Genomic DNA, 24,017 nt, shown 5'->3' with positions numbered 1-24,017 from the left:
AATCCGAGGGGACGACCGGTTGATCGACAAGCTTGAACTATTGCTGGCGCTGGCGAAGGAGCGGCATTTCGGCCGCGCGGCGGAGGTCTGCGGCGTGACGCAACCGACTATGTCGACCGGGCTCAAGCAGCTCGAGGAGATCCTCGGCGTGATGCTGGTGCAGCGCGGGTCCCGTTTCCAGGGGTTCACTCCCGAAGGTGAGCGGGCGCTGGACTGGGCGCGGCGGATCGTCGGCGATGCCCGCGCGATGCGCGACGAGATCAACGGGCTGAAGCATCAGCTCTCCGGCGAGATCCGCATCGCCGCGATCCCGACCGTGCTCGGCATGGTCGCAGCGCTGACGACGCCGTTTCGCGCCCGGCATCCCGAGGTGCGCTTCCGTATCCAGTCCACCACCTCGTCCGAGGTGCTGGGGCTGCTCGAAAATCTCGAGGTCGATGCGGGGCTGACCTATATCGAGAACGAGCCAATCGGCAAGGTGCGCACCATTCCGCTCTACAATGAGAGCTACCGTCTTCTGACTGCGCCGGACGGCATGTTCGGTGACCGCGAGACGGTGACATGGACCGAGGTCGGGCAGGTTCCGCTGTGCCTGCTGACGCCGGACATGCAGAACCGCCGCATCATCGATCGCGCCTTACGCTCCGTCGGCGCGGAGGCGACGCCGACGCTGACCTCGAATTCGCTGCTGGTGCTGTTCACGCATGTGAAGACGGGACGCTGGGCGAGCGTGATGCCGGCCAAGCTCGCCGAGACGCTCGGCCTGTCCGACACGGTGCGCTCGATCCCGATCACCGATCCCGACGTCAATTACAGCATCGGCATGGTGATCCCGCAGCGCGATCCGATGACGCCGCTGATCGCGGCGCTGGTCAATGTCGCGAGGGAAGTCGCGCCGTCGCTGCAGCTGTAGGGATCACGCTGCCGCCGATATCCCGGACGCCGCCTTGATCGCGTCGCGTGGCAAGGTCACGCGCACGACGGTGCCGACCTCGAGCTTGGAGCGCAGCCGCATCGAGCCGCCATGGAGCTGCGCCAGCGAGCGGGCGATCGCGAGGCCGAGGCCCGAGCCGTGATAGGTCTTGGTGAGCTGGCTCTCCACCTGCTCGAACGGGCGGCCGAGCCGCGCCAGCGAATGCGGCGCGATACCGATGCCGGTGTCGGCGATCATCAGCACGATCCGGTCGTCGAGCTGCCGGCTGCGCACCACGATGCGTCCGCCGTCCGGCGTGAACTTCACCGCGTTGGACAGCAGGTTGACGATGATCTGCTTGGTGGCGCGGCGGTCGGCGACGACGGAGATGGATTTTGCGATGTCGGCGTCGAGCGTCAGGTGCTTGTCCTGGGCCCGGCCGGTGACGACCCGCAAGGATTCCGCCAGCGTCTGCGCCAGGTCGAGCTCCTCCATGTCGAGCTTCATGCGGCCTGCCTCGATCTTGGACATGTCGAGGATGTCGTTGATGACCTCGAGCAGATAGTGGCCGCTGGTCAGGATGTCCTGGCAATATTCCTGGTACTTTTCGCTGCCGAGCTCGCCGAACATGCCGGAGCCCATGATCTCGGAGAAGCCGATGATGGCATTCAGCGGCGTGCGCAGCTCATGGCTCATATTGGCGAGGAATTTCGACTTGGTCTGGTTGGCTTCCTCGGCGCGGGTCTTCTCGCGCTGGTACTTCTCGGCGAGGTCGGCAAGCTCGACCGCCTGGCGCTCCAGCGCCGCCTGGGAGCGCTTCAGGTCGATGACGGTGGCGCGCAGGCGCAGATCGTTGTCGACCAGCTTCTGCTCGTGCTCCTTGATGCGGGTGATGTCGGTGCCGACCGAGACGTAGCCGCCGTCCTTGGTGCGGCGCTCGCTGATGTGCAGCCAGCTGCCGTCGTCGAGCTGCGCCTCGAAGGTGCGCGCGCCGGGGCCTTGGGCGGCGGTCTCGTTGTGGCGGGTGCGCACCTCCGGCATGCGGCCGACTTCGAGCACGGTCTCGTAGGAGGTGCCGGGGATCACGGCGGTGTCGGGCAGCTTGTGCAGGCGCTGGAAGTGCGAGTTGCAGAGCACGAGGCGGTCGCTCGCGTCCCACAGCACGAAGGCCTCCGGAATTGTCTCGATCGCGTCGCGCAGGCGGAGGTCGGCTTCCACCGTCCTCTCGGCGAGGCTCTTCTGCTCGGTGATGTCGACGGCGATCCCGATCAGGTGCACGCTGGAATCGGTCGCCCCGCGCGTCTTCTCGCAGCGGACGCGGAGCCAGATCCAGTGGCCGTCGACATGCTGCATGCGGAAGGTCTGGTCGATGTGGTCGATCTTCTCGGAGATGAGCTGGTCGGCGATCGCGAACAGGTCGATGTCGTCGGATTTCACCAGCGCGTTGACCTCGCCGAAGGTGAGGAGCTCGTTGCGGCCGTCGAGGCCCAGCATCGAGAACATCGATTGCGACCAGAATATCCGGCCGCGCGACAGGTCCCAGTCCCACAGCCCGCAACGGCCGCGGTTGAGGGCGGTGTCGATCCGGCCGCGCACGGCGTCGTTGATGAGGTCGCCTTCGCGGGCGCGGGTGGACTGCCAGTGGAAGGCGAAGCCCAGGATCAGGACGACGAATCCGGTCGTCGCCGACAGCGTCACCGAGAGCGCGGCATCGGAGCCCCAGATCGGCTCGTTGCGCTCCTGGATCACGGTGATGAAGCCGGGCAGCGACTTGATCTGCCGCGAGGTCGCCATCGCGGCGTTGCCGCTCGGCAGCGTCATGTCGGAGACGTTGCCGTCGCGCGTCGGCGCCGCGAGCAATTGTGCGGTCGTGATGGCATCGAGCAGGCGGTCGTTGCCGGAAGGGTCACTGTCGACCGGGACGCGGGCGAGGAGACGGCGATCGACGCCGGCCGAGGTGACGATGACGTGGCGGCCCGAGGCCGTGCCCCAGGACGGGATCATATCCGGCAACAGCGCCGGCAGGCTCTCGATGTTCTTGAGCCGCTCCTGTCGCGCCGAGGTGAGGCGGTCGATGCGTTCGGCGAGCAGGTCGGCCAGCGCCGAGATGTCGTGCCGGATCACCAGCCGCTTCTGACGCGTCTGATCGACGACCTGCACGAACGCGCCGAGGCAGATCGTGATCAGGAACGCGATGATGAGCGTCGGCACGGCGCGACGAAGCGCCGGCTCTGCAATCAAGAGCCGATGATAGGCAGGTTTCGCGATCGATTGCGCCAATCCCTTGATCGAATCGGATTGGACGCACGCGTTCGCGGCGTCTGCACGCGACATGCCTTTGGCCCCCTAAAAACCTGCTTGCAACTGAAGTTCGGAGGCAGCCCCACATCGCTTCCGAATCACAGCGATTTGAATCCAGTTTTCGCGGGGTGTCGAGAGTCAATGAATCGTTAACGCGTAATTATTCTTATCCAATGCGCAGTTTGCGTAGCGCGCGTCCGCAAACGCACGGGCGCGAGGAGTCCGAAACGAGAACGTGCGACTCCTAGCGCGCTCCCAGTCACGCACGCGGCGGTTCGGCGTGGCTGATCACGCGCTTCACGCTCGGGAACGCGCGCCGCAGCGCGCGCTCGATGGCGTCGACGTGCTCGTGCACCTTGATCACGCTCATCGACGGCGCGGCGCGGCAGTGGAAATTGACGATCTCGCCGGCGTCGGTGTTGCGGACGCGCACATTATGGATGTCGTGGATCTCGCTGCCGGCGGCGTATTCAGTCAGCGCGGCGGCGATGGCCTGGACGCGTTCCGGCGCGGCATCGACCCCGAACGGCAGTTCCGGCTCCAGCGGCTCGATATGGACGTCGACCTCGACGTCGGCGCCGAACTCCTCCTGGATGTTGCGCTCCAGCGTGTTGGCGACGTCATGGGCTGCCTCTAACTGCATGGCGGCGTCGACCTCGAGGTCGATGCTGACGATCAGCTTGCCGCCGAGATCGTGCACCGTGACGTGGTGGACGGCGAGGCCCGAATTGTGCGCGATCACCATGATGCGGTCGCGCACGGTCTCGTTGTCGCGGGCGACGGGGACGGCGGTGAAGGTGAGGTCGGCATCGCCGAATGCCTTGTCCACGGCGGCCTGCGCGCTGCGCTTGATCTCCTCGACGCGGTCGATCGGATAGGTCCGCGGCACCTTGGCGATGGTGTCGATGAACGTGGTCGCGCCGACCATGCGCACGCGCAGCCGCTCGACGTCGATCACGCCCGGGACGCTGCGGATCGCGGCCGTGGCCTTCTCCTGCGCACCCTGCGGGGCGCGGTCGACCAGCGTCTGCACGGTCGAGCCGGCCATGCGCAGGCCGAGCAGGGCGATCATCACGGCAACCGCGGCGGCAGCGGCCGCGTCGCCCCACCAGAAGCCGAGGGCGGCGAGGATCAGGCCGATGATCACGGCGAACGAGCCCATCACGTCGGAGGCGAAATGCAGCGCGTCGGCGGCGAGCGCCTGGCTCCTGGTCTCGCGCGCGGCGCGGTGCAGGGCGCGGGCGCGCCAGAGATTGACGACGATGTCGATCACCAGCACGACGAACGGCACGGCCGAAATGGTCGGCGGCGGGGTTCCCTCGCGCAGCCGGCTGTAGGCCTCGACCAGGATGCCGCCGGCAAGCACGTAGAGCAGGGCGGTCACACCGAGCGCCGAGACGCTCTCCAGCTTGCCGTGGCCGTAATGGTGCTCCTCGTCGGCCGGCTTGTCGGACACCCGCACCACAGCCCAGGTGATGATGGTCGCGACCAGGTCGATCGAGGAGTGCAGGGCCTCGGAGATCAGCGCGAGCGAGCCGATCGCGATGCCGACCGCGAACTTGGCCGCCGCCATGCCGCCGCTGGCGAAGATGGAGATCGCGGCGACCGAGGTTTTGCTGTGCTGGGAGGTCATGGCGGGGGATTTAGCAGCCTAGCGCGGGACATCAAGTGATGATCCACAGGAGTAGTCGCTAGTGATTTGCAGGAGCAATCCGCGTCGTGCCTAGTCTCGTAGGGTGGGCAAAGGCGCAAAGCGCCGTGCCCACCATTCGTCAGTGATGGATACAGATCGTGGGCACGCTTCGCTTTGCCCACCCTACGGGACCGCGGTATCCCTCACACCGTCACCACGATCTTCCCCAGGTGCTTGTTCGCCTCCATGTGGTCGAACGCCTTGTCGATGTCGTCGAACGCGAACACCTTGTCGATCGGCAGCTGCAGTTTTCGCGATTCCACCGCGCCCCAGATGTCCTTCCTGACCTCCTCGAAGATCTCGCGGACCTCTTCGATGGTGCGGGTGCGGAAGGTGACGCCGACATAGTCGATGCGGCGCGCGGCATGCAGGTCGAAGTTGAAATCGGCATGGGTGCCGCCGAGCCGGCCGACATTGACGATGCGGCCCTTCACCTTGGTCGCGGCGAGGTTCTGGCTCGCCACCTTGCCCGAGACCTGGTCGACGATGAGGTCGACGCCTTCACCGTTCGTCGCCTTCAGGACCTCCTCGACCCATTTCGGATCGGAGCTGTCGACGGCGAGGTCGGCGCCGTACTCCTTCAGCCGGCCGCGGCGCGTGGCATCGGTCGAGGAGCCGATCACGAGCTTTGCGCCCTTGAGTTTTGCAATCTGCATCGCCATCAGGCCGACACCAGAGCTGGCGCCCTGGATCAGCACGCTCTGGCCCGCCTGCACGCCGCCGACGGTGACGACGGCGTTGTGCATGGTCGCGAGCGCGACGGGGAGGGTGGCGGCTTCCTCGAAGTTCATGTTCGAGGGCGCGCGGAACAGCCGGCCGTGATCGGCGAGGGTGTACTCGGCAAACGCAGCGCCGCCCGAGCCCATGATGCGGTCGCCGATCTTCACGCCCTGGGCATCCGGTCCGAGCTCGGCGACCTCGCCGGCCCATTCCATGCCGAGCACGGTGCCGGCGCCGCCGGCCGCGCCGTGGGCGTGCCCCTTGCGCATGCCGGTGTCGGCGCGGTTGAGCCCGCAGGCGCGGACGCGCACCAGCACCTGCGTGCCCTTCGGTTTTGGTTGAGCGACGTCGGAAATCCTAGCGCCCTCAGGGCCGTAGACGTAAGCCTTCATGGATTGCTCTCGCTTCTTGCGGTGATTATTCGGCGGCTTCGCGTTGCGGCTGAACGATCATGCCTTCGAGCCGGCTGCGGATGATCGCTTCCGCTTCGCGCACGATGCGGGAGATGAGTTCGGCGCAGGTCGGGATGTCCTGGATCAGGCCCTGCACCTGGCCGGCCGACCAGATGCCTTCGTCGGAGTTCCCGGTCGCATAGACCATCTTGCCGCGGGCACCCGCGACCAGCTCGCGGATGTCCTCGAACTTGGCGCCTTCCTTTTCCATCGCGACGACCTTGGTCGAGATCTCGTTCCTGGCGACGCGCGAGGTGTTGCGCATGGTGCGGAAGATCAGCTCGGTCTCGCGCTCGTCATTGGCGACGATCTTCTCCTTGATGAGCTGGTGGATCGGGCTCTCCCTGGTCGCCATGAAGCGCGTGCCCATGTTGATGCCGTCGGCGCCCAGCGCCAGCGCTGCGACGAGGCCCCGGGCATCGGCAAAGCCGCCCGAGGCGATCATCGGGATCTTGATCTTGTTGGCGGCGGCGGGGATCAGGATCAGGCCGGGCGTGTCGTCCTCGCCGGGATGGCCGGCGCATTCGAAGCCGTCGATCGAGATGGCGTCGACGCCCATGCGTTCGGCCGAGAGCGCGTGGCGGACGCTGGTGCATTTGTGCACGACCTTGACGCCGTGCTTCCTGAACTCATCGACATGCTCCTGGGGCTTGTTGCCGGCGGTCTCGACCACCTTGATGCCGCTCTCGATGATGGCCGCGCGGTATTCGGCATAAGGCGGCGGCTTGATCGCGGGCAGGATGGTGAGGTTGACGCCGAACGGCTTGTCGGTGAGGTCGCGGCAGCGCGCGATCTCCTTGGTCAGGTCCTCCGGCGTCGGCTGGGTCAGCGCCGTGATGAAGCCGAGCGCGCCGGCATTGGCAACGGCGGCGACCAGCTCGGCGCGGCCGACCCATTGCATGCCGCCCTGGACGATCGGGTGCTCGACGCCGACGAGTTTCGTGAACCGTGTCTGCAACATGCTGTGTTTCCCCCTGGATGGCCCGCAGGCTCTGTTGTCGGTGATGGCGGAAGGATGCCGCCGGGGGTGGTAAAAGTCTATCAGCGGGGCGTGCGGTGGGGGCGGGGCGAGCATGCAGGGAGAGGGAGGATTCCGTGGCGCGGATAATCCTGGGGCTCGTGTCCCGGATGTGCTGCAACGTCCTTCACGTTGCGGCGCAGAGCGGGACCCATGCTCAGCGAGGGCTCTGAAAGATGGGCCCCGGCTCTGCAGCGCACCGTCGAAGGGACGCTGCGCTGCGTCCTGGGCACGGATAACCTCGATCCGGTTCTTCAAACACTAGACACACCTTCGCCCTCTCGCGGCATCTCCGCCCGAGTTTTGCGTCGTCGCGTTGCCCTCATGAAAGACAAGGGCGCAGGGAAGGCCGGGCGCCGGCTGGCACCCGTAAGTCCGTGCGCTACGAAGATGCACACGGGGTGGACCACAGGTGAGCCGAACGCCCGGCCTTCCCTGCGCGATGGCTTACGGCGTACTTCGTGCTCTCCTCGGGGAGCGATGCACTATTGCCCCCGTCGCCTTGCGGGTGATTGATGCGCGCGCCGGTTGGCCGCCACATCACCGCAGGACTTGACGCACAGACCCCGGGCGTCAGGACCACACGACTTGACCGTCCGCGCACGTCTTCGCTGGGACTTCGAGTGCTGGCGTGTGCTCACGCCCGAAGCCATGCGAAGACGCTGTCGGCGCCGGGTCGTATGCGCGGAAAGCGCTTTGCTCACGGTTTCCCGCCCTGCAATGCTGCTCGCGCCCGACGCCGTCGCGTCCATCGCACCCCGGTCCGCGGTTCGTGACGATCGCGATCCGCCCCTTGTCTCGGGCCAGGGTGACTTGCTTGTACGGCAAATCAGAATTTCGGTAAAGTGGAATATTTGACGCGGCTGGGCTTGACAGGCGAGAGGGAGGATTTGGCGGGGTGTTTTGCCCGACGGGCAGGGGCTGCGCTCGCAATGACGGCGGCGTCGTGTGGTGCAGGCTGCCGGGCTACTCTGCCGACAGCCGCACCATCTGGCGGCCGCCGTTTATTTCCTTGAGGCGGTTGACGAAGTTTTCCGGGCGTTGCCAGCGATTGGGAACTTCCAGGCCCATGTACTCGGCGATGTCGCCGATGAAGCCGGTGCAGTTCATGGTCTCGGCGTTCCAGACCGGCGAGTTCGCCTGCTTCTTCTTGATGTAGGCGAACACGCGCTTGGCGTCGGCTTCGTTCAGGTAGACGCGATAGCTCGCGGTCAGATATTCCGGATCGAGATCGCCGTAGCTCGCACCGGTTTCCGACGGCACGAAGGTGACGTGGCCGAGCACGTAGGCGAGCGTGTCGCCGGCCGGCGTGAGCCCGGCGACCTCGACCGCCTTCTCGCTGGTCTTGCCGTACCAGACGAAGGCGTGGCCCCAGCTCGCGGCGGTTCGCGCACGGAAGTCGACGTAGTAGGGACCTTTCTCCGCGCGCGCGACGGAGCGCCGCGTCGACTGCGGCTGAGGCCGCGATGTGGAGTCGGTCGTGGCAAGCGCGTTGGCGTCGGCAACGCGCTTGTTCGCTTCGTGGGCCGAGGCCGAGGGCGTCGTACACGCGATCATGGCCGCGAGGGCGAACCCCGCAAGGATGCAGGGTCCCGATCGATCAGGTTTGTTCGTCACGCTGTGCCCCTCGACTGTCGGCCGCTTACGCCAGTTTTGCGCTTGGTCTGTTGCGCGTCAGTAGCGCGCAGCGACCGGGCCGGGCGCCTTGCCGATCGGGGCCTTTCCAACCGGGCTCTTGCCAATCGGCATCTTGCCGATCGGCGCCTGCTCCGCCGGATAGACAGGTACCGGCTGGCGGCGCGGCAGATCCGCAGCGTTCGCAGCCGTCACCAGAGCAAGCGTGGCACCCAGAGCAATTACAATCTTCTTCACAGCTGATACCCCTAGAAGGTTTGGTCCAAACACGGCAGTGCCGTGCCCCCCAGACACGCCTCAGAGATGGACGTCCGAATGCGACCAAGTTGCGGCACCCCCGCGACATGTTGGCGGCATATCTCTGACGCGCGCAGATGTGATGTGTCTGGATGTTTCGGAGTGCTGCTATCAGGCTTCTCACCCGATCCGGTTCAAACTGTTCCTGATCGTCGAGAAGATGCCGCCGATGTCCTTGCGCAAGGCATCGAGCGCGTTGAAATTGTCGAAGATGCGGGCGAGGCGGTCTTCGACCTCGCGCTTGCTTTGGGTCAGCGCATCGACACGCGAGGCGAGGGTGACGTCGCCATTCGTCTCGATCTCGCCGACGGTCCTGGCGAGGAGATCGCGGGTGGCACCGACCTCCGCGATCAAGGCCTCGATGCCGAACACTGGGGCCTTCAACGGGACGAGGTCGGCCTGCGACTTCGACAGCTCCGTCTTGAAGGCGTTCAGCGTCGCCAGCGTCTCCTGCAGGGCGCCGAGGCGCTGGCGTGACTGCAGGACGAAATCGTTCAGCGCGTTCTGGCGGTCGGCAAGGGTCTTGCCGTTGGCGTCCGTCTCGACATCGGCGAGCGAGCGTTCGAGCTGGGCCTGGCGCTGGCCGAGCTCCTCGAAGTCGAGCCGGATGCTTTTGAGAATGTTGAAGCTGTCGTCGATGCGGGCGAGGCGCTGCTCGATCTCGATCCTGTTCTTCGACAACGTCTCGACGCGGCTGGCAAGCGGCGTCTCGCCGCCGGTCTCGAGCTCGTCGATGGTCTTGGCAAGGCGCTCGTGGCCGAGGCTGAGCTCGCCGATCAGGGCGTTGATGCCGGCGTCCGAGGCACGCAGCGGCACCAGCTCGGCATGGGATTTCGCCAGATCTTCCTTGTACTGGTTGAGTGTCGCAAATGTCTCCTGGACGCTGTTCACCCGTCCTAGAAGCGCTGCCACGTCGCGCGCGATGTCCCTCTGCCGATCGGCGAGGTTGTTCTTGCGGTCGTCGGTCTCGAGATCGTGCAGGGAGCGTTCGAGCTGGTTCTGGCGGTCGCGGATCTCGGTGAAGACCGGCTCGACCGCGCGGCGCTGCTCGGCGACCTTGCCGACCATGTCGCGCAGGTGCTGCTGGCGACTGCGGATTTCGGCGAGCTGGTCGTGCATGTCGGTGGATTGGTTGCGGCCCTGCTGGAGCAGCGCGCGCTGCTCGGTCTCGCCCAGCTTGTCGTGCAGCGCAGAGACCGCCTCCCTCGGGTCGCTCTCGATCAAATGCTGGACGGTGGCATCCAAGTGGTTTTGCAGAGCGTGGGCAACGACGACGTCCTCGCGGGTTTTCTTCAGCCGGTCACGCAGCGTCTTCAGGCTGCGGTCCTGGCGCGACAGCCGCCAGGCTGAAGCGCCGATCAGGGTCAGCGCGAGGGCGGGGAATATTCCGGTCGCGATGCGCTGCGGCACCGGCAGGCCCTCGAACCAGGAGGGCAGGTGGCTGATGTCGTGACCGAACGCCTGCTGGGCGACGACCGCGACGATGGCCAACAGGCCGAACCAGGCAATCAGGAAAAACAGCCACATCGTGAATTCCACACGCCGGCGCACATTTTCGCCATGATTGCCAAGAGCGGAACCGAGCGCAAGGGGCGGGCAGGCTTTTGGGCTGTTTCGGGCGCCGTGATCCACGGCTGGTTGCGTTGGCCGATGGGTGGGGCGGCGCGGAAGGTGCCGGGTTTTCCCGGACAGACGTTCCGCACACGCGTCATGCCCGGCTTGCCGGGACAAGGCCGGCCATGGCGGATCGAGCAGCGTTAGAAGCCCGCGCGAGCGGAGCGACATGCGGGACCATGCGAAGAGTCGTCCCCGATGTCGCTTGGCTCATCCGGACTGCGGCGCCGTGCGCTATTTCCCGAGGAAGTTCGAGCGCATCCTGTCGGCGAACCAGACCGCGAAGATCGCACCGAACGCGAGAGCAAAGTACAGAGCCGTCCACAAAAGTGCATTACTTGCATTCGTCATGGCGTCCTCCCTGGCGTCAGAAATTGATTGCCGGGAAGGATAAGGCGGCCGTGCCGGTGCGATTTGCGCCGGATCAATTTTGCCGCGCTGCAGCGAGAATAAGTCAGTCGCCCGCATGAGCGCAGCGACATGCGGGACCACAGCGAAGAGCCGTCCCGGATATCGCTTCGCTCATCCGGGCTCGGGATGGTGTTTGCAGCTACAGCCGAAACTCGTTGGTGAGCTCGCCGATGCCGTCGATCGCGACGGTGACCGTGTTCACGGGCTCCTTCATCACGCCGACGCCGACGGAGGTGCCGACGGCGATGAGGTCGCCGGGGAGCAGGGTCATGTCGTGGGAGATCCTGCTGACCAGCTCCTGCGCCGAGAAGATCATGTCGGAGATCGGGTAGTTCTGCCGCTCCGCGCCGTTGAGAATGGTGCGGACGGTCAGCTTGGCCGGATCGAGGCCGGTTGCGATGACCGGGCCGAACGGGCCGTAATCGTCGATGCCCTTGGCGCGGGCCCATTGCGGGAAGGTGGGGTCGCTGGTCAGGATGTCGTTGGCGGTGATGTCGTTGACGCAGGTATAGCCAAAGATGCAGCTGTTGGCTTCGCTGGGGGAGACGCGCGCGCAGGTCTTGCCGATGACGATGCCGAGCTCGCCTTCATAGGTGGTCTTGCCATCGTAATAAGAGGGACGGCGGATCACGGCGCCGGGCGTCGTGATGGTGGTGGTGGCCTTCAGCAGATAAAGCGGCTCCGGCGGCTCGGGCTGGTTGAGCTTGGCCGCGAGCGCGTGGAAATTATTCCAGAGCGCGACGATCTTGCTGGGCGCGCAAGGCGCCAGCAGCTCGACCTCCGACAGCGCCAGAATCTTGCCGGTGGCCGCATGGCGGCCGAACATTTCGCCCTCGTGCACGCTGATGCCCGGTGGCGTCAGCGTGCCGAAACCGGTCGCGCCATTGTTCCGGAAGCGCAGCCACTGCTTCATCTCGCCCGCCATCAGGCCACCGCCAGTGCGCGGGGATCTGAAGGTGTCGAGACGCCGTCATAGAGCCCGGCGATGCGGGCGCGCTGGGTCACCATCGCCAGCACCGAATCGAGCGCGGGCGTCGCGATGCCGGTGATGCGGCCCATCTCCTGCACCACGGTGACGAGCGGGTCGATCTCCATCGGGCGGCCGCGCTCGAGATCCTGCAGCATCGAGGTCTTGTGCGCGCCGACCTTGCGGGCGCCCTCGATGCGGCGCTCGACATCGACGCGGAATTTGACGCCAAAGGTCTCGGCGATGCCTTGCGTCTCCACCATGATCGCGCGCGACAGCGCACGCGTGGACGGATCGGTGCAGATCACGTCGAGCGTTGCATGGGTGAGGGCGCTGATCGGGTTGAAGCAGACATTGCCCCACAGCTTGAGCCAGATCTCGTCGCGGATGCGGTCGAGCACCGGCGCCTTCAGGCCGGCCGCGACGAACAGATCGGCAAGGCGCTGCACGTCGCTCGTGATCTCGCCGGAGGGCTCGCCGAGCGGGAAGTTGTTGCCGTAGACGTGGCGGATCACGCCGGGCGCCTCGATCTCGGTGGCGGGATAGACGATGCAGCCGATGGCGCGCTCGGCGCCGATTTCGCGCCACTGCCGCCCGCCGGGGTCGATGCTCTCCAGCGTCGAATTCTCGTATTGGCCGCCGTGCTTGTAGAAGTACCAATAGGGGATGCCGTTGACGGCGGTGACGATGCGGGTGTGAGGGCCGAGCAGCGGCTGCATCTTCTCGATCACACCGGTGATCGAGTGCGCCTTCAGCGTGATGATGATGTAGTCCTGCACGCCGAGCTCGGCGGGATCGTCGGTGCAGCGCGGATGCACGATGTGCGTCTCCTCGCCCGCGAGCAGCGTCAGGCCGCGCTCGCGCATTGCGGCAAGGTGCGCGCCGCGCGCGATGAGGCTGACATCGGCGCCTGCGCGCGCAAGCTGAACCCCGAGATATCCGCCGATTGCGCCGGCGCCGTAGATGCAGATCTTCATGAAAACCTCGCGGGAGACCGGAATTTTGGGACGAAAGATCCGGTCCGGCTCGAACGTGTCCGAGCCGGCCGGTAGTCACAGGGGAAGTGTGCGTCGCTTCAGGCGGCCGCTTGCGGCGTGCCGTTGATGGCCTCGTCCATGGCAGCTGCGATGTCGCGCATGCTGATGACGGAGACGAGGCTGTAATCGTCGATGACGGGCAAATGGCGGATGTGATGCCGGTTCATCAGATGCCGGACCTGCTCGATCGTATCGCTGGAGGTGCAGGACACCAGCTGCTGCACCGAGACGAGCTGCGAGACCTTGACGTTGACGGCATTCGCGCCGTGCTCGGCGACGGCGCGCACCACGTCACGCTCGGTGAACATGCCGACGGCGGTGTTGCCCTCGGAGCGGACCACGTCCTTGACCACGAGAGCGCTGATGTTGTTGGCGCGCATCAGCTTGGCGGCGATACCCACCGTCTCGTTCATTCGCACCGTGACAACGCGCGGCGTCTTCTTGCGCAGAATGTCTCCGACCAGCATTGCAACCTCCCTGGGTGAATGTTGCAGGAAGTGTGGTATACATAATGCCAATCGTCAAGCGCTGGTTTGGGCGATCCGAAAAATGTTGCGACAGGAATGCTGACGTTTGCTTGGTGCGAAAAGAAAGGGGCGCATCGCTGCGCCCCTTGTTGATCCCTGCAATGTCAGTGGCGGCTACGCCGTCTCGGTCTTTGCAGTGGTCTCGGCCCTGCCGGTTGCTGTGCTCGCGCTCTCGGCTTCCTTGCCGAGGATGAAGGAACGGCGCATCGGCTTGATCACGAACAGCGCCGTCAGCGCCGCGGTCGCGTTCAGGGCGACCGCGACCACGAACACGGCCTTCCAGCCGTAGGTCGCCGAGATCACGCTGGCGAGCGGGACGAGCAGGGAGGCGGTGCCCTTCGCGGTGTAGAGCATGCCGTTGTTGGTGGTCGCGAATTTCGAGCCGAAGGTGTCGCCGCAGGTCGCCGGGAACAGCGAGTAGATCTCGCCGAACACGCCGAAATACACGGCGGTCGCGAGCACGAACACGACCGGGACATGACCGTAAGCCGACAGCGTCAGCAGCATCAGCGCCGCGGTGCCGAAGGCGATGAACATGGTGTGCTCGCGGCCGATCGTGTCGGAGACCCAGCCGAAGAAGGGGCGTCCGAAACCGTCGAGGATGCGGTCGAGCGAGATCGCGAACGTCAGTGCCGCCATCTGGAAGCCGGCCAGCGTGACCGGGGTATCGGCGATCTTGAAGTCGTGCGCGATCGGGCCGATCTGCGCTGCGGTCATCAGGCCGCCTGATGCGACCATGACGAAAACGAGATACATCACCCAGAAGATAGGGCTGCGCAGCACCTGCGGCGGGGTGAAGTCGATCTTGGTCTGCGGCAGGTTGAGCTGCTTCTTCTTCGGCGGGATCGAGAGCCGCGGCGGCTGGATGAAGAAGGCGAGCACGAACACGATCACGCCCTGGCCGATGCCGAAGGTGAAGAAGGCGTGCTGATAGCCGCTCGATGCGATCATGGTCGCGATCGGCACGATGGTGAGCGCGGCGCCCGCGCCGAAGCCCGCGGCGGTCGCGCCGGCGGCAAGGCCCCGGCGGTCGGGAAACCATTTCAGCGCGTTGCCCACGCAGGTGCCGTACACCGCGCCCGCACCCATGCCGCCGATGATCGCGGCCGCGTAGAGCAAGGTGAGACTGTCGGCATAGGAGTTGAGAATCCAGGACAGCGCGATCATCACGCCGCCGAACATGACGACGATGCGCGGGCCGTATTTGTCGACGAACCAGGCCTCGATCGGCACCAACCAGGTCTCGGTAACGACGAAGACGGTGAAGGCGAGCTGGATCGCGGCGCGTCCCCAGTGATGGGCCGCATCGATCGGATCGACGAACAGCGTCCAGCCATATTGCAGGTTGGCGATCATCGCCATGCAGACGATGCCCATGACGAGCTGGAGCCAACGGAAACCGGTGCGAAGAGGCGCGGCCGTGACGGCGCCGTCCGTGCTGGAAATCATCAAGAACCTCCCAACGCGCCTGATTGATCACGACTTTGGATTGCAAGATGACCCAGTGTCGCAAATGTTGTGGCTTATCGTCGCAAGCGCGGCGCGGAGCTTGGTATACCATATTCCAGAATGCAAGCCCTATCTGCGGCGGATTGTCACAAATCTGCGGTTCCATTGGAGCGGGACCGGCGCTGCAAGATGTCGCCAAACGAAAACGCCCGGCCGTGAGGCCGGGCGTTTGCTCGATGAAGAGCTGCGATGGAGCGTGTCAGACGGTCGATTTGGCGACCACGACCTTGCGCCAGGGCTTGAGCACCGCGATCGCCAGCAGCGAAGCCAGGATGTTGGCGCCGGCCGCGATGATGAACACGCTGTCCCACGTGCCCGACGACTGCTGCATGTAGTTGCCGATCGGCACCAGCAGTGCGGCGGTGCCCTTCGCAGTGTAGAGCAGGCCGGCATTGGTGGTCGCGAACTTGGCGCCGAACGTGTCGGTGCAGGTCGAGGGGAATAGCGAGTAGATCTCACCCCAGGCGAAGAACACGAAGCCCGAGAGCAGCACGAACCAGATCGGATCGTGGCCCCAGAGGTAGAGCATCCAGATGCCGAAACCTTCCATGCCGAAGGCGATGAACATCGTGTTCTCGCGGCCGATCATGTCGGAGATCCAGCCGAAGAACGGACGCGTCAGGCCGTTGAGCACGCGGTCGATCGTGGCCGCGAACGTCACCGCCGTCATCGTCACCGCCATCAGCGTGACCGGCACGTTGTCGACCTTCCAGTCGGCCGCGATGGGCTTCAGGTTGGCCGTCACCATCAAGCCGCCGGCGCCGACGATCACGAACATGAAGTACATCAGCCAGAAGATCGGCTGACGCAGCACCTCGGTCGGCTGGTAGTTGCGCCGGGTCTGCAGCAGATTGGCATTGGCCACCACGTTCGGCACCTGACCCGCTTTCGGCGCGAGCAGGAAGAAGGCGAGGATGCAGATGATGATGCCCTGTCCGAGGCCGAAATAGAGGAAGGTGGTCTGGAATCCACTGTCCTTGATCATGGCCTGGATCGGCGCGACGGTGAGCGCGGAGCCCGCACCGAAGCCCGCGGCCGTGATGCCCGCCGCAAGACCGCGCTTGTCCGGAAACCACTTCAGCGCGTTGCCGACGCAGGTGCCGTAGACGCCGCCGGCGCCGATGCCGGCGATGATCATGCCGAGATAGTAGCCGTTGAGCGTGGTGGCCTGGGCGTTGATCGCCCAGCCGATGGCGCAGAGCACGCCGCCGACCAGCACGACGATGCGCGGACCGTATTTGTCGACGAACCATCCTTCGACCGGGACCAGCCAGGTCTCGAACAGGACAAAGAGCGTAAAGGCCCACTGGATCGACGCGCGATCCCAGCCGAACTTCTTCTGGATGTCAGGGACGAAGAACGTCCAGCCGTATTGATAATTGGCAATCATCACCATCGCGGCGACGCCAACCGCCAACTGCGTCCAACGATAGGCATCGCTGACGCGCGCGACGCTTGGGGCCGCTGTTGACTGCACCATGTCTGTCATAAAAAACCCTCCCGAAGGCGCCGATCATTTTTATGCGTGCGCTGGTTCGCATCCTGGTATTCATTATGCCAAGATTCAAGCGAGGGACTGGAGGGTGCGGCGAAATATCGCGGATTCTTCACATGCACCATGGCTGCTCGATTGTAAAGCTCAATCGGCTTCCGGCCTGCGATCAACCCATTGATTTCGTGAGAAGTCTTCCCCGTTGCGGCGAAGCCGCAAGCGGCGGTGGGAACGTGCGCATCCACAATTTTCAGCTTCTGGGTCGGTGGAGCGCGCTGCCCCCTCGCACATCGGTGCCCGGCTGCTCAGTCCTGGAATTCTGTATTCCAGAAGTTCGGCCGCGCGGCGGGGTCGGCGGCGGCCGCCGACGCCGATTGCGCCGGCGCGCGCGCCTCACGCCATCGACATGCGCAGCCGGCTGTAGCCTTCCTGGATCGCGGACCAGAACAGGGCGACCAGACCGAGCGCCATGATGGTGCTGACGAGGCCGTTGGAGAAGAACACGCCGAGCGAGCCCTGCGATCCCAGCAGCGATTGGCGGAAGGCTTCCTCGGCCTTGTCGCCGAGCACGATGGCGAGCACGAGAGGTGCGAGCGGGTAGTTGCACTTCTTCAGGAGATAGCCGAGCACGCCGAACACCAGCATCAGCATGACGTCGAAGGTGCTGTTGTGCACCGAATAGGCGCCGATCGCGCACAGCACCAGGATGAGCGGGGCGATGATGCCGAACGGCACGCGAAGGATCGCGGCGAACAGCGGCACGCAGGTGAGCACGACGATGAGGCCGGCGAGATTGCCGAGATACATCGAGGCGATCAGGCCCCAGACGAATTCCTTCTGCTCGACGAACAGCATCGGACCTGGCTGCAGGCCCCAGATCAGGAGGCCGCCGAGCAGCACGGCAGCCGTCGGCGAGCCGGGCACGCCGAGCGACAGCATCGGCAGCAGCGCCGAGGTGCCTGCCGCATGCGCGGCCGTCTCCGGCGCGATCACGCCTTCGATCTCGCCCTTGCCGAAATTGTTGCCGCGCCGCGCCAGCCGCTTGGCGATGCCGTAGCTCATGAAGGATGCCGGCGTCGCTCCGGCGGGCGTGACGCCCATCCAGCAGCCGATCAGGCAGGAGCGCAGCGAGGTCATCCAGTAGGTCGGCAGCTCTCGCCAGGTCTGAAGCACGACGCGAAGGTTGATGCTGGCATTGCCGCCGCGGAAGGCGAGCCCTTCCTCCATGGTCAGCAGGATCTCGCCGATCCCGAACAGGCCGATCACGGCGATCAGGAAGTCGAATCCGTTGAGCAGCTCGGTGACGCCGAAGGTGAGCCGCAACTGGCCGGTGATCGAATCGAGGCCGACCGCGGCGAGCGCGAAGCCCATCATCATCGCCGCGATGGTCTTGAACGGCGGCTCCTTGCTGAGGCCGACGAAGCTGCAGAAGGCGAGGAAGTACACCGCGAACTTCTCCGCCGGACCAAATCGCAGCGCAAAGCCCGCGACCAGCGGCGCGACCAGCGTGATCATGATGACGGCGAACAGCGCGCCGACGAAGGAGGAGGTGAAGGCGGCCGTCAGGGCTTCGCCGGGCTTGCCCTGCTGCGCCATGGGATAGCCGTCGAAGGTGGTCGCCACGGACCAGGGCTCGCCGGGGATGTTGAACAGGATCGAGGTGATGGCGCCGCCGAACAAGGCGCCCCAATAGATGCATGACAGCATGATGATCGCCGACGTCGGCGGCATGCTGAAGGTCAGGGGAAGCAGGATCGCCACGCCGTTGGCGCCCCCGAGCCCCGGCAGCACGCCGATGATGACGCCGAGCGTGATGCCGATGATCATCAGCATGATGTTGTAGGGCTGCAGGGCGACCGCGAAGCCGTGAAATAGATTGGCCAACTCTTCCATATCGATACGTCCTGCAGCAGCAATTGAATGAATGCGTGGCCCTTACAGACCGAGCCACTCCTCGAACGGCCCCTTGGGAAGCGGGACCAGGAACCAGCGCTCGAAAACGAGATAGGTCACCACCGGCATGCCGACCGCCACCGCGATGACCGTCAGCCAGCGATAGCCGCCGAGCCAGCGCATGAACCAGGCGATGAAGACCATCGAGGCGATGTAGAGGCCGATGAACGGCATCGAGCCGACATAGATCGCGGTGGGCACGACGACGCTCATGACCTGGCGAAGCTGTCCCCATGCCGCGAACAGGCGGCCGTCGTCGTCGCGTTGCGCGCTCCAGAGATTGATTGCGCTGGCGCCGACGATGGCGGCGCCGACATAGAACGGGAAGAATCCGGCACGCGGGCCTTCCGCGCCCCAGTTGATGCCGGCCTTGATGCTGCCGAAGATCACGACGAGACCAAAGGCGCCGATCAACAGCGCCATGCCGATCTCCAGCGTCTTGTGGGTCGGGCCGGATTCGGATTGTTCAGTCATGGGAGCTCCAGGCGGAATCGGACTGTTTCGCAGCAGACGGGAGGACGACCGGCGTCCTCATCCGTCATCGGTGTCGCGGGTCAATCCCGGGATCAATTGCCCGGCGCGAGGAAACCGGCTTCCTTCATCAAGCCCTCGTGCCGCTTCTCCTCCGCCTCGACCCACTTGGCGTAGTCGGCCCCGGTCAGGAAGGTCGTGTTGAAGGCGCCGCTCTTCATGAAGTCCTGCCATTCCGGCGTGGCGCGAACCTTCTTGAACAGCTCGACGTAATACTCGACCTGATCCTTGGTGGCCTTGGGCGACATGAAGATGCCGCGCAGCATGAGATATTCCATCGCGAGGCCCTGCGACTTGCAGGTCGGAATATCCTTCCAGGCCTTGCCCTCTGCGATCGGCTCGTCATAGGCCATCGGCTGGGCGTCGAAGACGCAGAGCGGACGGAGCTTGCCGCCGCGCCATTGCGCGACCGCCTCGATCGGATTGTTGACGGTGGAATCGACGTGATTGCCGACGAGCTGAACCGCGACCTCGCCGCCACCCTTGTAGGGGATGTAGGTGAACTTCGCGTCGATCGCCTTCTCGATGCCGACCGTAATGATCTGGTCTTCCTGCTTCGAGCCGGTGCCGCCCATCTTGAATGAGCCGCTTGGGGCCTTCTTTGCGGCGTCGACGTAATCTTTGACGCTGGTGTACGGCTTTTCGGCATTCACCCAGAGCACGAATTCATCCAGCGCCAGCATCGCGACCGGAGTCAAATCCTTCCAGTTGAACGGAATCCCCGTTGCCAGCGGCGTCGTGAACAAGTTCGAGAGCGTGATGATGATCTTGTGCGGATTGCCCGACGACGTCTTCACGTCGAGAAAGCCTTCACCGCCTGCACCGCCGGCCTTGTTGATGACGACCAGCGGCTGCTTCATGAGATTATGCTTGGTGACGATGCCCTGGATGGTTCGTGCCATCTGATCAGCGCCGCCGCCGGTGCCCGCGGGCACGATGAACTCGACCGGACGAACCGGCTCCCAGGCCGCAAAACTTGCAGTGCTGCCGGCGCACGACATCGCCATTGCCGCCAAAGCGACATTCAGAACGAATGACTTCATCTCGTTTCTCTCCCTGTCGAAACGCGGCCGTTCTTTGCCAGCTCGCGTCAGCCCATCTGGATTCACACGCTTGGGGTCACCTTTGCGGTCGATCTTCCATTGCAGCCTCACCAACCAGAAGTTTATGAGCGGGGACAAGGCGCGACATCCGCTCCTTTGGGCTAAGGCTCCGCCCTGATTGGCAAACGTGCCATTTCCTTGGCCGTTCCTGTCCCGCGCTCTGCATCCCCATCTAGCACCTTGGTCGTGCAATCGTTTTGGTTGTCGAATGGTATGCGAGATGCCAGCTGGCTCACAATTGGACGGCCGGCCAAATCGGCGGACCAATCGTCGCAGTTGTGTTCGCGGGCGAAGCGGGGACCAAAAGAAAATGGCCCCGACGAGGGGGCCATTGATCAAACCTATCGTCTGCGGTTGCCTGCCGCGCGCCGTTTCGGCTGCGCGGGGAAGGCCTTCTTACAGGCCGAAACGCGGCAGGTCGCCATTGTGGTTCGAGATCTCGGCGCTCGCCATCAGGAAACGGTCGACCGCAGCCATGAAGCGGCTGAACAGCGAGGAGGAGGGGGCGAAAGCGACGGAAGCGGTCTTGGACATTGGAATTCCCTTTCTTGAGACGATCAGTCTTGGCGTCTCGTCTGGGGATGAAACTATGTATACCAGATGCCACTGTCTACGCGCTTGTTTGCATAGCAGCATACAAAGTCCCGCATTGCAGCATAATGCGGGGTTAATGAGGTCGGTTCGGGCTTAAATGGCCTCCAAACGGGGCTTTCCGGCTTAGACGCCGTCTCCGGACGCCGAAGCGTACCTGCCAGAGGCATATCCATACGCTTGAAGGGGAAACCGGGGCCCACCGCGCGAACCTGAAGCGAGCCGCAATGGCCGAGGGCTTTGCAGGGCAAGGCTTTGCGGGGCAAGGCTTGGCAGGGCAAGGCTTTGCAGGCAAGGCTTGGCAGGGCAAGTCAAAGCCGCTAGTGGTCTGCCCCCTTCCAATCATCTGTCAGAGTGGTTCATGTCGAGCGCCTCGCCCGCCGTCTCGATCGGCATCGATTTTGGAACCAGCAATACGGTCGTCGCCCTTGCGGCGGACGACCGCCGGGTCGAGGCCATCCGCTTCGATCACGGCGGACAGCGCCACAGCGTCTACGTGTCGGCTTTGTGCTTCTGGGAGGATCGGCCGGGCGCCGGTGCCCAGGCCGAAGGCGGCCCCTGGGCGATCGAGACGTTCCTCGAAGGACGCCACGTCTACCGCTTCCTGCAGTCGTTCAAGACGTTCGCGGCGAGCAGCAGCTTCAACACCACGCAAGTGTTCCGGCAACGCTTCAAGTTCGAGGATATTCTGGCGGCGTTCCTGCGGACGCTGGCGCGCCATGGCGGCGACAGGTTCGGCTTCGAGACCTCGACCATCACGGTCGGCCGTCCCGTGCGCTTTGCCGGCGGCAATCCCGACGAGGCGTTGGCGATGCAGCGCTACCGCGCCGCGTTCGAGCGCCTGGGCGCCGGCCATGCGCGCTACGTCTACGAGCCCGTGGGCGCGGCGTTCTCCTTTGCCCGGAGGCTGGAGCGCGATGCCACCGTGCTGGTCGCGGATTTCGGCGGCGGCACCAGCGATTTCTCCGTGATGCGTTTCTCGCGCGCGGGCGGCAGCCTTCGCGCCGAGCCACTCGGCCACGCCGGCATCGGCATCGCCGGCGACACGTTCGACTACCGCATCGTCGACCACGTCGTCTCGCCGCGGCTCGGCAAGGGCTCCAGCTTCCGCTCGTTCGACAAGGTGCTGCCGATCCCCAGCGGCCATTACACCAACCTCGCGCGCTGGCATCAGCTCGCGATGATGAAGAGCAACGGCGATCTGCGTGAGCTGCGGGAGCTTGCACGCACCGCGCTGAAGCCGAAGCTGCTCGAGGATTTCATCACCATCGTCGATCTCGACCTCGGCTTTTCGCTGTACCGTGCAGTGTCAAATGCCAAGGTTGCGCTGTCGGCGCAGGACGAGGTGGATTTCCGCTTCAAGGGCGGCGGGGTCGATATCGGATCGACCATCACGCGGAAAAATTTCGAATCCTGGATTGCAGATGACATCGCCCGGCTGGGGGCCACCGTCGACAAGGTGCTGGCCCAAGCCGGCGTCACCGCGCGCGAGGTGGAGAAGGTGTTCCTGACCGGCGGCACGTCCTTCGTGCCGGCCGTCCGAAAACTGTTCGCCGAGCGGTTCGGCAACGAACGGCTGATGTCGGGCGATCAGTTCGAGTCGATCGCCTATGGCCTCGCGCTGATCGGGCACAGTCCCGACCCGGACCGCTGGACGGCAGGTGGCGGGCTGGAGGCGAAGGCGGGCGCTTGACGATTGTCCGTCATTGCTTCGCTGCGCTCGGAATGACCGCGTGGGTAGAGCGGCGCATCAGATCGAACAGTGCCGTAGGGTGGGCAGAGCGAAGCGTGCCCACGCGTCTGTCGCCGTACGAGAAAGATCGTGGGCACGGCGCAAGTGCGCCGTTGCCCACCCTACGACACCAACTACGATACTTTCGTCACCGCTACTGATTGATCTCGGGCTCGACGAGCTTCGCCAGATTGCGCAGCGATTCCTGCCAGCCGAGATAGCAGGCCTCCGGCGGGATCACGTCGGGGATGCCGGCCTGCGTGATGTCGATCTCGGTGCCGACCGAGACCTTCTTCAGGATCACGGTGACCTCGATCTCGCCGGGCAGGTTGGGGTCGTCGAACCTGTCGGTGTAGCGGAGACGTTCGCCGGGCACGAGCTCGACATATTCGCCGCCGAACGAATGGCTGTTGCCCGTCGTGAAATTCCGGAACGACATCTTGAACGTGCCCCCGACCTTGGGCTCGAAATGATGCACGGTGCAGGTAAAGCCATTCGGCGGCAGCCATTTCGCCATCGCATCGGCCTCCAGGAAAGCGCGATAGACTTTTTGCGGGCTGGTGGCGAGAACGCGATGCAGGCGGATCGTGCTGGGCATGGTTGTTATCCTCAGTGATTGATGGGCCCGAGATTGGCGTCTATGGCCCTTTCATGTCACGAGGACGACCGGGAAGCCGCCGATCCGACATGGCATCTCGTTTTTTTTGTCGGCGGTCCTTCTGGCCGGGTTGCTAGATCGCTGCGACATCCTGTGGCGTCATCGTGAATGCCAGCCTGTAGCGGCCGATCTTGATATCCTCGCGAGCACCCGCCGCGTGAAGCGACGACGGCGAGAATTGGCCGGCGACCCCGGCGTCAACCACATCGGCATCGTAACCCGACAGCAGGACGATCCAGTCGGCAGCGCCGTCCCTGCCGCGGATCTGCTGCTCTGTGGTGGGCGCGCTCGTGCGAGGCGTGTCGGTGAAGAGGAGGTGGGCGCCTGTCAGCCCCGGCTGCAGCGCCAATGCGCTGAGCGTTTCCGAGAGGCGCGTTTGAAGCTCCGTCTCCCGTCCGGCCTGGGGCGACAGCCTGATGGTTGCCAGCGATGTCGCCACACCGCCGCCGAAGCTCGACGCCACCCGGCACTGGCTGCGGACCATGCCGAGATGATGCGGCATCATCTTCGCCGACCACGGCGTCGGCGCATTGAGCCGGTCGAGATATCCGCTCGACGTGAGCACCTCATACTGTTCGAGCTCGTAGAGCACGAAGAAGCCCTCTGCGTCCGTCGTGCTGGTCCAGCGCGAGCCGCGCCGGAAACCGGGAATGCTCATCCGCTCCGGAAAGTGCTCATGCGAATGCCAGTCGCCGAACTCGCTGCGCTGTTCGGGGCGAACGCTCCACCACATCGCGACGGCGGCCTTGCCCAGTAGTGACATGGTGACCTCCCATCCTGCGCAGCAAGATCAGCCCCAATGTCTACGCCTCGTCAGCGGAAGCCACAATTCCGCAGCCGTTCCTCGTTCAACTCCTCAGCGT

20 protein-coding genes are annotated in these 24,017 nt (G+C 64.7%); 2 read left to right on the top strand and 18 right to left on the bottom strand.

Annotated elements, in window-relative coordinates:
• Positions 1 to 19: 19 nt before the first annotated feature.
• Positions 20 to 913, top strand: coding sequence for a LysR family transcriptional regulator (locus GDN70_RS26505; protein WP_028143020.1), 894 nt, complete (start codon positions 20 to 22; stop codon positions 911 to 913).
• Positions 914 to 916: 3 nt separating this feature from the next.
• Here GDN70_RS26505 and GDN70_RS26500 read toward each other — a convergent pair whose 3' ends face one another.
• The 16 genes from GDN70_RS26500 to GDN70_RS35190 all read right to left on the bottom strand — a co-directional run bounded on the left by GDN70_RS26500 (position 917) and on the right by GDN70_RS35190 (position 20,707).
• Complete coding sequence (locus GDN70_RS26500) at positions 917 to 3,247, bottom strand: PAS domain-containing sensor histidine kinase (protein WP_028143021.1); 2,331 nt, start codon at positions 3,245 to 3,247, stop codon at positions 917 to 919.
• Positions 3,248 to 3,473: 226 nt separating this feature from the next.
• A complete protein-coding gene (locus tag GDN70_RS26495) occupies positions 3,474 to 4,847 on the bottom strand; it encodes a cation-efflux pump (RefSeq protein WP_028143022.1) in 1,374 nt (457 codons plus the stop codon).
• A 203-nt stretch (positions 4,848 to 5,050) separates the two neighbouring features.
• On the bottom strand, positions 5,051 to 6,019 hold the full coding sequence (locus tag GDN70_RS26490; RefSeq protein WP_028143023.1) for a zinc-binding dehydrogenase: 969 nt from the start codon (positions 6,017 to 6,019) through the stop codon (positions 5,051 to 5,053).
• Positions 6,020 to 6,044: 25 nt separating this feature from the next.
• Positions 6,045 to 7,040, bottom strand: a complete 996-nt coding sequence (locus GDN70_RS26485) for a nitronate monooxygenase family protein (RefSeq protein ID WP_028143024.1) — start codon at positions 7,038 to 7,040, stop codon at positions 6,045 to 6,047.
• 1,023 nt (positions 7,041 to 8,063) lie between these two features.
• Complete coding sequence (locus GDN70_RS26475) at positions 8,064 to 8,714, bottom strand: hypothetical protein (protein WP_152103253.1); 651 nt, start codon at positions 8,712 to 8,714, stop codon at positions 8,064 to 8,066.
• Positions 8,715 to 8,771: 57 nt separating this feature from the next.
• Positions 8,772 to 8,969, bottom strand: a complete 198-nt coding sequence (locus GDN70_RS26470; protein WP_018315845.1) for a hypothetical protein — start codon at positions 8,967 to 8,969, stop codon at positions 8,772 to 8,774.
• 180 nt (positions 8,970 to 9,149) lie between these two features.
• The gene (locus GDN70_RS26465; RefSeq protein ID WP_173015870.1) at positions 9,150 to 10,556 is read right to left on the bottom strand and encodes a hypothetical protein; all 1,407 of its coding nucleotides are present in this window, start codon (positions 10,554 to 10,556) and stop codon (positions 9,150 to 9,152) included.
• Between the two features lie 637 nt (positions 10,557 to 11,193).
• The gene (locus tag GDN70_RS26455; RefSeq protein WP_244625828.1) at positions 11,194 to 11,979 is read right to left on the bottom strand and encodes a fumarylacetoacetate hydrolase family protein; all 786 of its coding nucleotides are present in this window, start codon (positions 11,977 to 11,979) and stop codon (positions 11,194 to 11,196) included.
• Entirely contained in the window at positions 11,979 to 12,998 is a 1,020-nt protein-coding gene (locus GDN70_RS26450) for a 2-dehydropantoate 2-reductase (RefSeq protein ID WP_152103249.1), read from the bottom strand. The genes GDN70_RS26455 and GDN70_RS26450 overlap by 1 nt, the downstream gene beginning before the upstream one ends.
• A gap of 98 nt (positions 12,999 to 13,096) precedes the next feature.
• Positions 13,097 to 13,525, bottom strand: a complete 429-nt coding sequence (locus GDN70_RS26445) for a CBS domain-containing protein (protein WP_028143029.1) — start codon at positions 13,523 to 13,525, stop codon at positions 13,097 to 13,099.
• Positions 13,526 to 13,699: 174 nt separating this feature from the next.
• Positions 13,700 to 15,034 (bottom strand): oxalate/formate MFS antiporter, encoded by a 1,335-nt coding sequence (gene oxlT, locus GDN70_RS26440; protein WP_028143030.1) that lies wholly within the window; start codon positions 15,032 to 15,034, stop codon positions 13,700 to 13,702.
• A gap of 259 nt (positions 15,035 to 15,293) precedes the next feature.
• Complete coding sequence (gene oxlT, locus GDN70_RS26435; protein ID WP_028143031.1) at positions 15,294 to 16,583, bottom strand: oxalate/formate MFS antiporter; 1,290 nt, start codon at positions 16,581 to 16,583, stop codon at positions 15,294 to 15,296.
• A gap of 396 nt (positions 16,584 to 16,979) precedes the next feature.
• On the bottom strand, positions 16,980 to 18,479 hold the full coding sequence (locus tag GDN70_RS26430; RefSeq protein WP_028143032.1) for a tripartite tricarboxylate transporter permease: 1,500 nt from the start codon (positions 18,477 to 18,479) through the stop codon (positions 16,980 to 16,982).
• A gap of 42 nt (positions 18,480 to 18,521) precedes the next feature.
• Complete coding sequence (locus GDN70_RS26425; protein WP_028143033.1) at positions 18,522 to 19,013, bottom strand: tripartite tricarboxylate transporter TctB family protein; 492 nt, start codon at positions 19,011 to 19,013, stop codon at positions 18,522 to 18,524.
• Between the two features lie 92 nt (positions 19,014 to 19,105).
• Positions 19,106 to 20,113: a tripartite tricarboxylate transporter substrate binding protein gene (locus tag GDN70_RS26420; protein WP_028143034.1), complete on the bottom strand. Its 1,008-nt coding sequence runs from the start codon at positions 20,111 to 20,113 to the stop codon at positions 19,106 to 19,108.
• Between the two features lie 456 nt (positions 20,114 to 20,569).
• Entirely contained in the window at positions 20,570 to 20,707 is a 138-nt protein-coding gene (locus tag GDN70_RS35190; RefSeq protein ID WP_162832240.1) for a hypothetical protein, read from the bottom strand.
• 418 nt (positions 20,708 to 21,125) lie between these two features.
• Between GDN70_RS35190 and GDN70_RS26410 the strand changes: the two genes are divergently transcribed.
• A complete protein-coding gene (locus GDN70_RS26410) occupies positions 21,126 to 22,457 on the top strand; it encodes an Hsp70 family protein (protein ID WP_028143035.1) in 1,332 nt (443 codons plus the stop codon).
• Between the two features lie 193 nt (positions 22,458 to 22,650).
• Here GDN70_RS26410 and GDN70_RS26405 read toward each other — a convergent pair whose 3' ends face one another.
• Both GDN70_RS26405 and GDN70_RS26400 read right to left on the bottom strand, forming a co-directional pair.
• On the bottom strand, positions 22,651 to 23,094 hold the full coding sequence (locus GDN70_RS26405; RefSeq protein ID WP_028143036.1) for an SRPBCC family protein: 444 nt from the start codon (positions 23,092 to 23,094) through the stop codon (positions 22,651 to 22,653).
• Between the two features lie 133 nt (positions 23,095 to 23,227).
• Positions 23,228 to 23,917 (bottom strand): hypothetical protein, encoded by a 690-nt coding sequence (locus tag GDN70_RS26400; protein WP_038970586.1) that lies wholly within the window; start codon positions 23,915 to 23,917, stop codon positions 23,228 to 23,230.
• Positions 23,918 to 24,017: the final 100 nt, after the last annotated feature.

The organism is Bradyrhizobium sp. TM102, from assembly GCF_009176685.1.
Classification (GTDB): Bacteria; Pseudomonadota; Alphaproteobacteria; order Rhizobiales; family Xanthobacteraceae; genus Bradyrhizobium; species Bradyrhizobium ottawaense.
The sequence above is the reverse complement of the archived record's forward strand: the minus strand, read 5'-3'. Positions and strand labels throughout refer to the sequence as shown.

Excerpts from the sequence above, each read along its gene's own strand:
- GDN70_RS26500 (WP_028143021.1), bottom strand. The coding sequence starts at position 3,247 with ATGTCGCGTGCAGACGCCGCGAACGCGTGCGTCCAATCCGATTCGATC.
- GDN70_RS35190 (WP_162832240.1), bottom strand. The coding sequence starts at position 20,707 with ATGTCCAAGACCGCTTCCGTCGCTTTCGCCCCCTCCTCCTCGCTGTTC.
- GDN70_RS26400 (WP_038970586.1), bottom strand. The coding sequence starts at position 23,917 with ATGTCACTACTGGGCAAGGCCGCCGTCGCGATGTGGTGGAGCGTTCGC.
- GDN70_RS26455 (WP_244625828.1), bottom strand. The coding sequence starts at position 11,979 with ATGGCGGGCGAGATGAAGCAGTGGCTGCGCTTCCGGAACAATGGCGCG.
- GDN70_RS26430 (WP_028143032.1), bottom strand. The coding sequence starts at position 18,479 with ATGGAAGAGTTGGCCAATCTATTTCACGGCTTCGCGGTCGCCCTGCAG.
- GDN70_RS26405 (WP_028143036.1), bottom strand. The coding sequence starts at position 23,094 with ATGCCCAGCACGATCCGCCTGCATCGCGTTCTCGCCACCAGCCCGCAA.
- GDN70_RS26490 (WP_028143023.1), bottom strand. The coding sequence starts at position 6,019 with ATGAAGGCTTACGTCTACGGCCCTGAGGGCGCTAGGATTTCCGACGTC.
- oxlT (WP_028143031.1), bottom strand. The coding sequence starts at position 16,583 with ATGACAGACATGGTGCAGTCAACAGCGGCCCCAAGCGTCGCGCGCGTC.
- GDN70_RS26445 (WP_028143029.1), bottom strand. The coding sequence starts at position 13,525 with ATGCTGGTCGGAGACATTCTGCGCAAGAAGACGCCGCGCGTTGTCACG.
- GDN70_RS26495 (WP_028143022.1), bottom strand. The coding sequence starts at position 4,847 with ATGACCTCCCAGCACAGCAAAACCTCGGTCGCCGCGATCTCCATCTTC.
- GDN70_RS26420 (WP_028143034.1), bottom strand. The coding sequence starts at position 20,113 with ATGAAGTCATTCGTTCTGAATGTCGCTTTGGCGGCAATGGCGATGTCG.
- GDN70_RS26425 (WP_028143033.1), bottom strand. The coding sequence starts at position 19,013 with ATGACTGAACAATCCGAATCCGGCCCGACCCACAAGACGCTGGAGATC.
- GDN70_RS26450 (WP_152103249.1), bottom strand. The coding sequence starts at position 12,998 with ATGAAGATCTGCATCTACGGCGCCGGCGCAATCGGCGGATATCTCGGG.
- GDN70_RS26465 (WP_173015870.1), bottom strand. The coding sequence starts at position 10,556 with ATGTGGCTGTTTTTCCTGATTGCCTGGTTCGGCCTGTTGGCCATCGTC.
- oxlT (WP_028143030.1), bottom strand. The coding sequence starts at position 15,034 with ATGATTTCCAGCACGGACGGCGCCGTCACGGCCGCGCCTCTTCGCACC.
- GDN70_RS26410 (WP_028143035.1), top strand. The coding sequence starts at position 21,126 with ATGTCGAGCGCCTCGCCCGCCGTCTCGATCGGCATCGATTTTGGAACC.
- GDN70_RS26485 (WP_028143024.1), bottom strand. The coding sequence starts at position 7,040 with ATGTTGCAGACACGGTTCACGAAACTCGTCGGCGTCGAGCACCCGATC.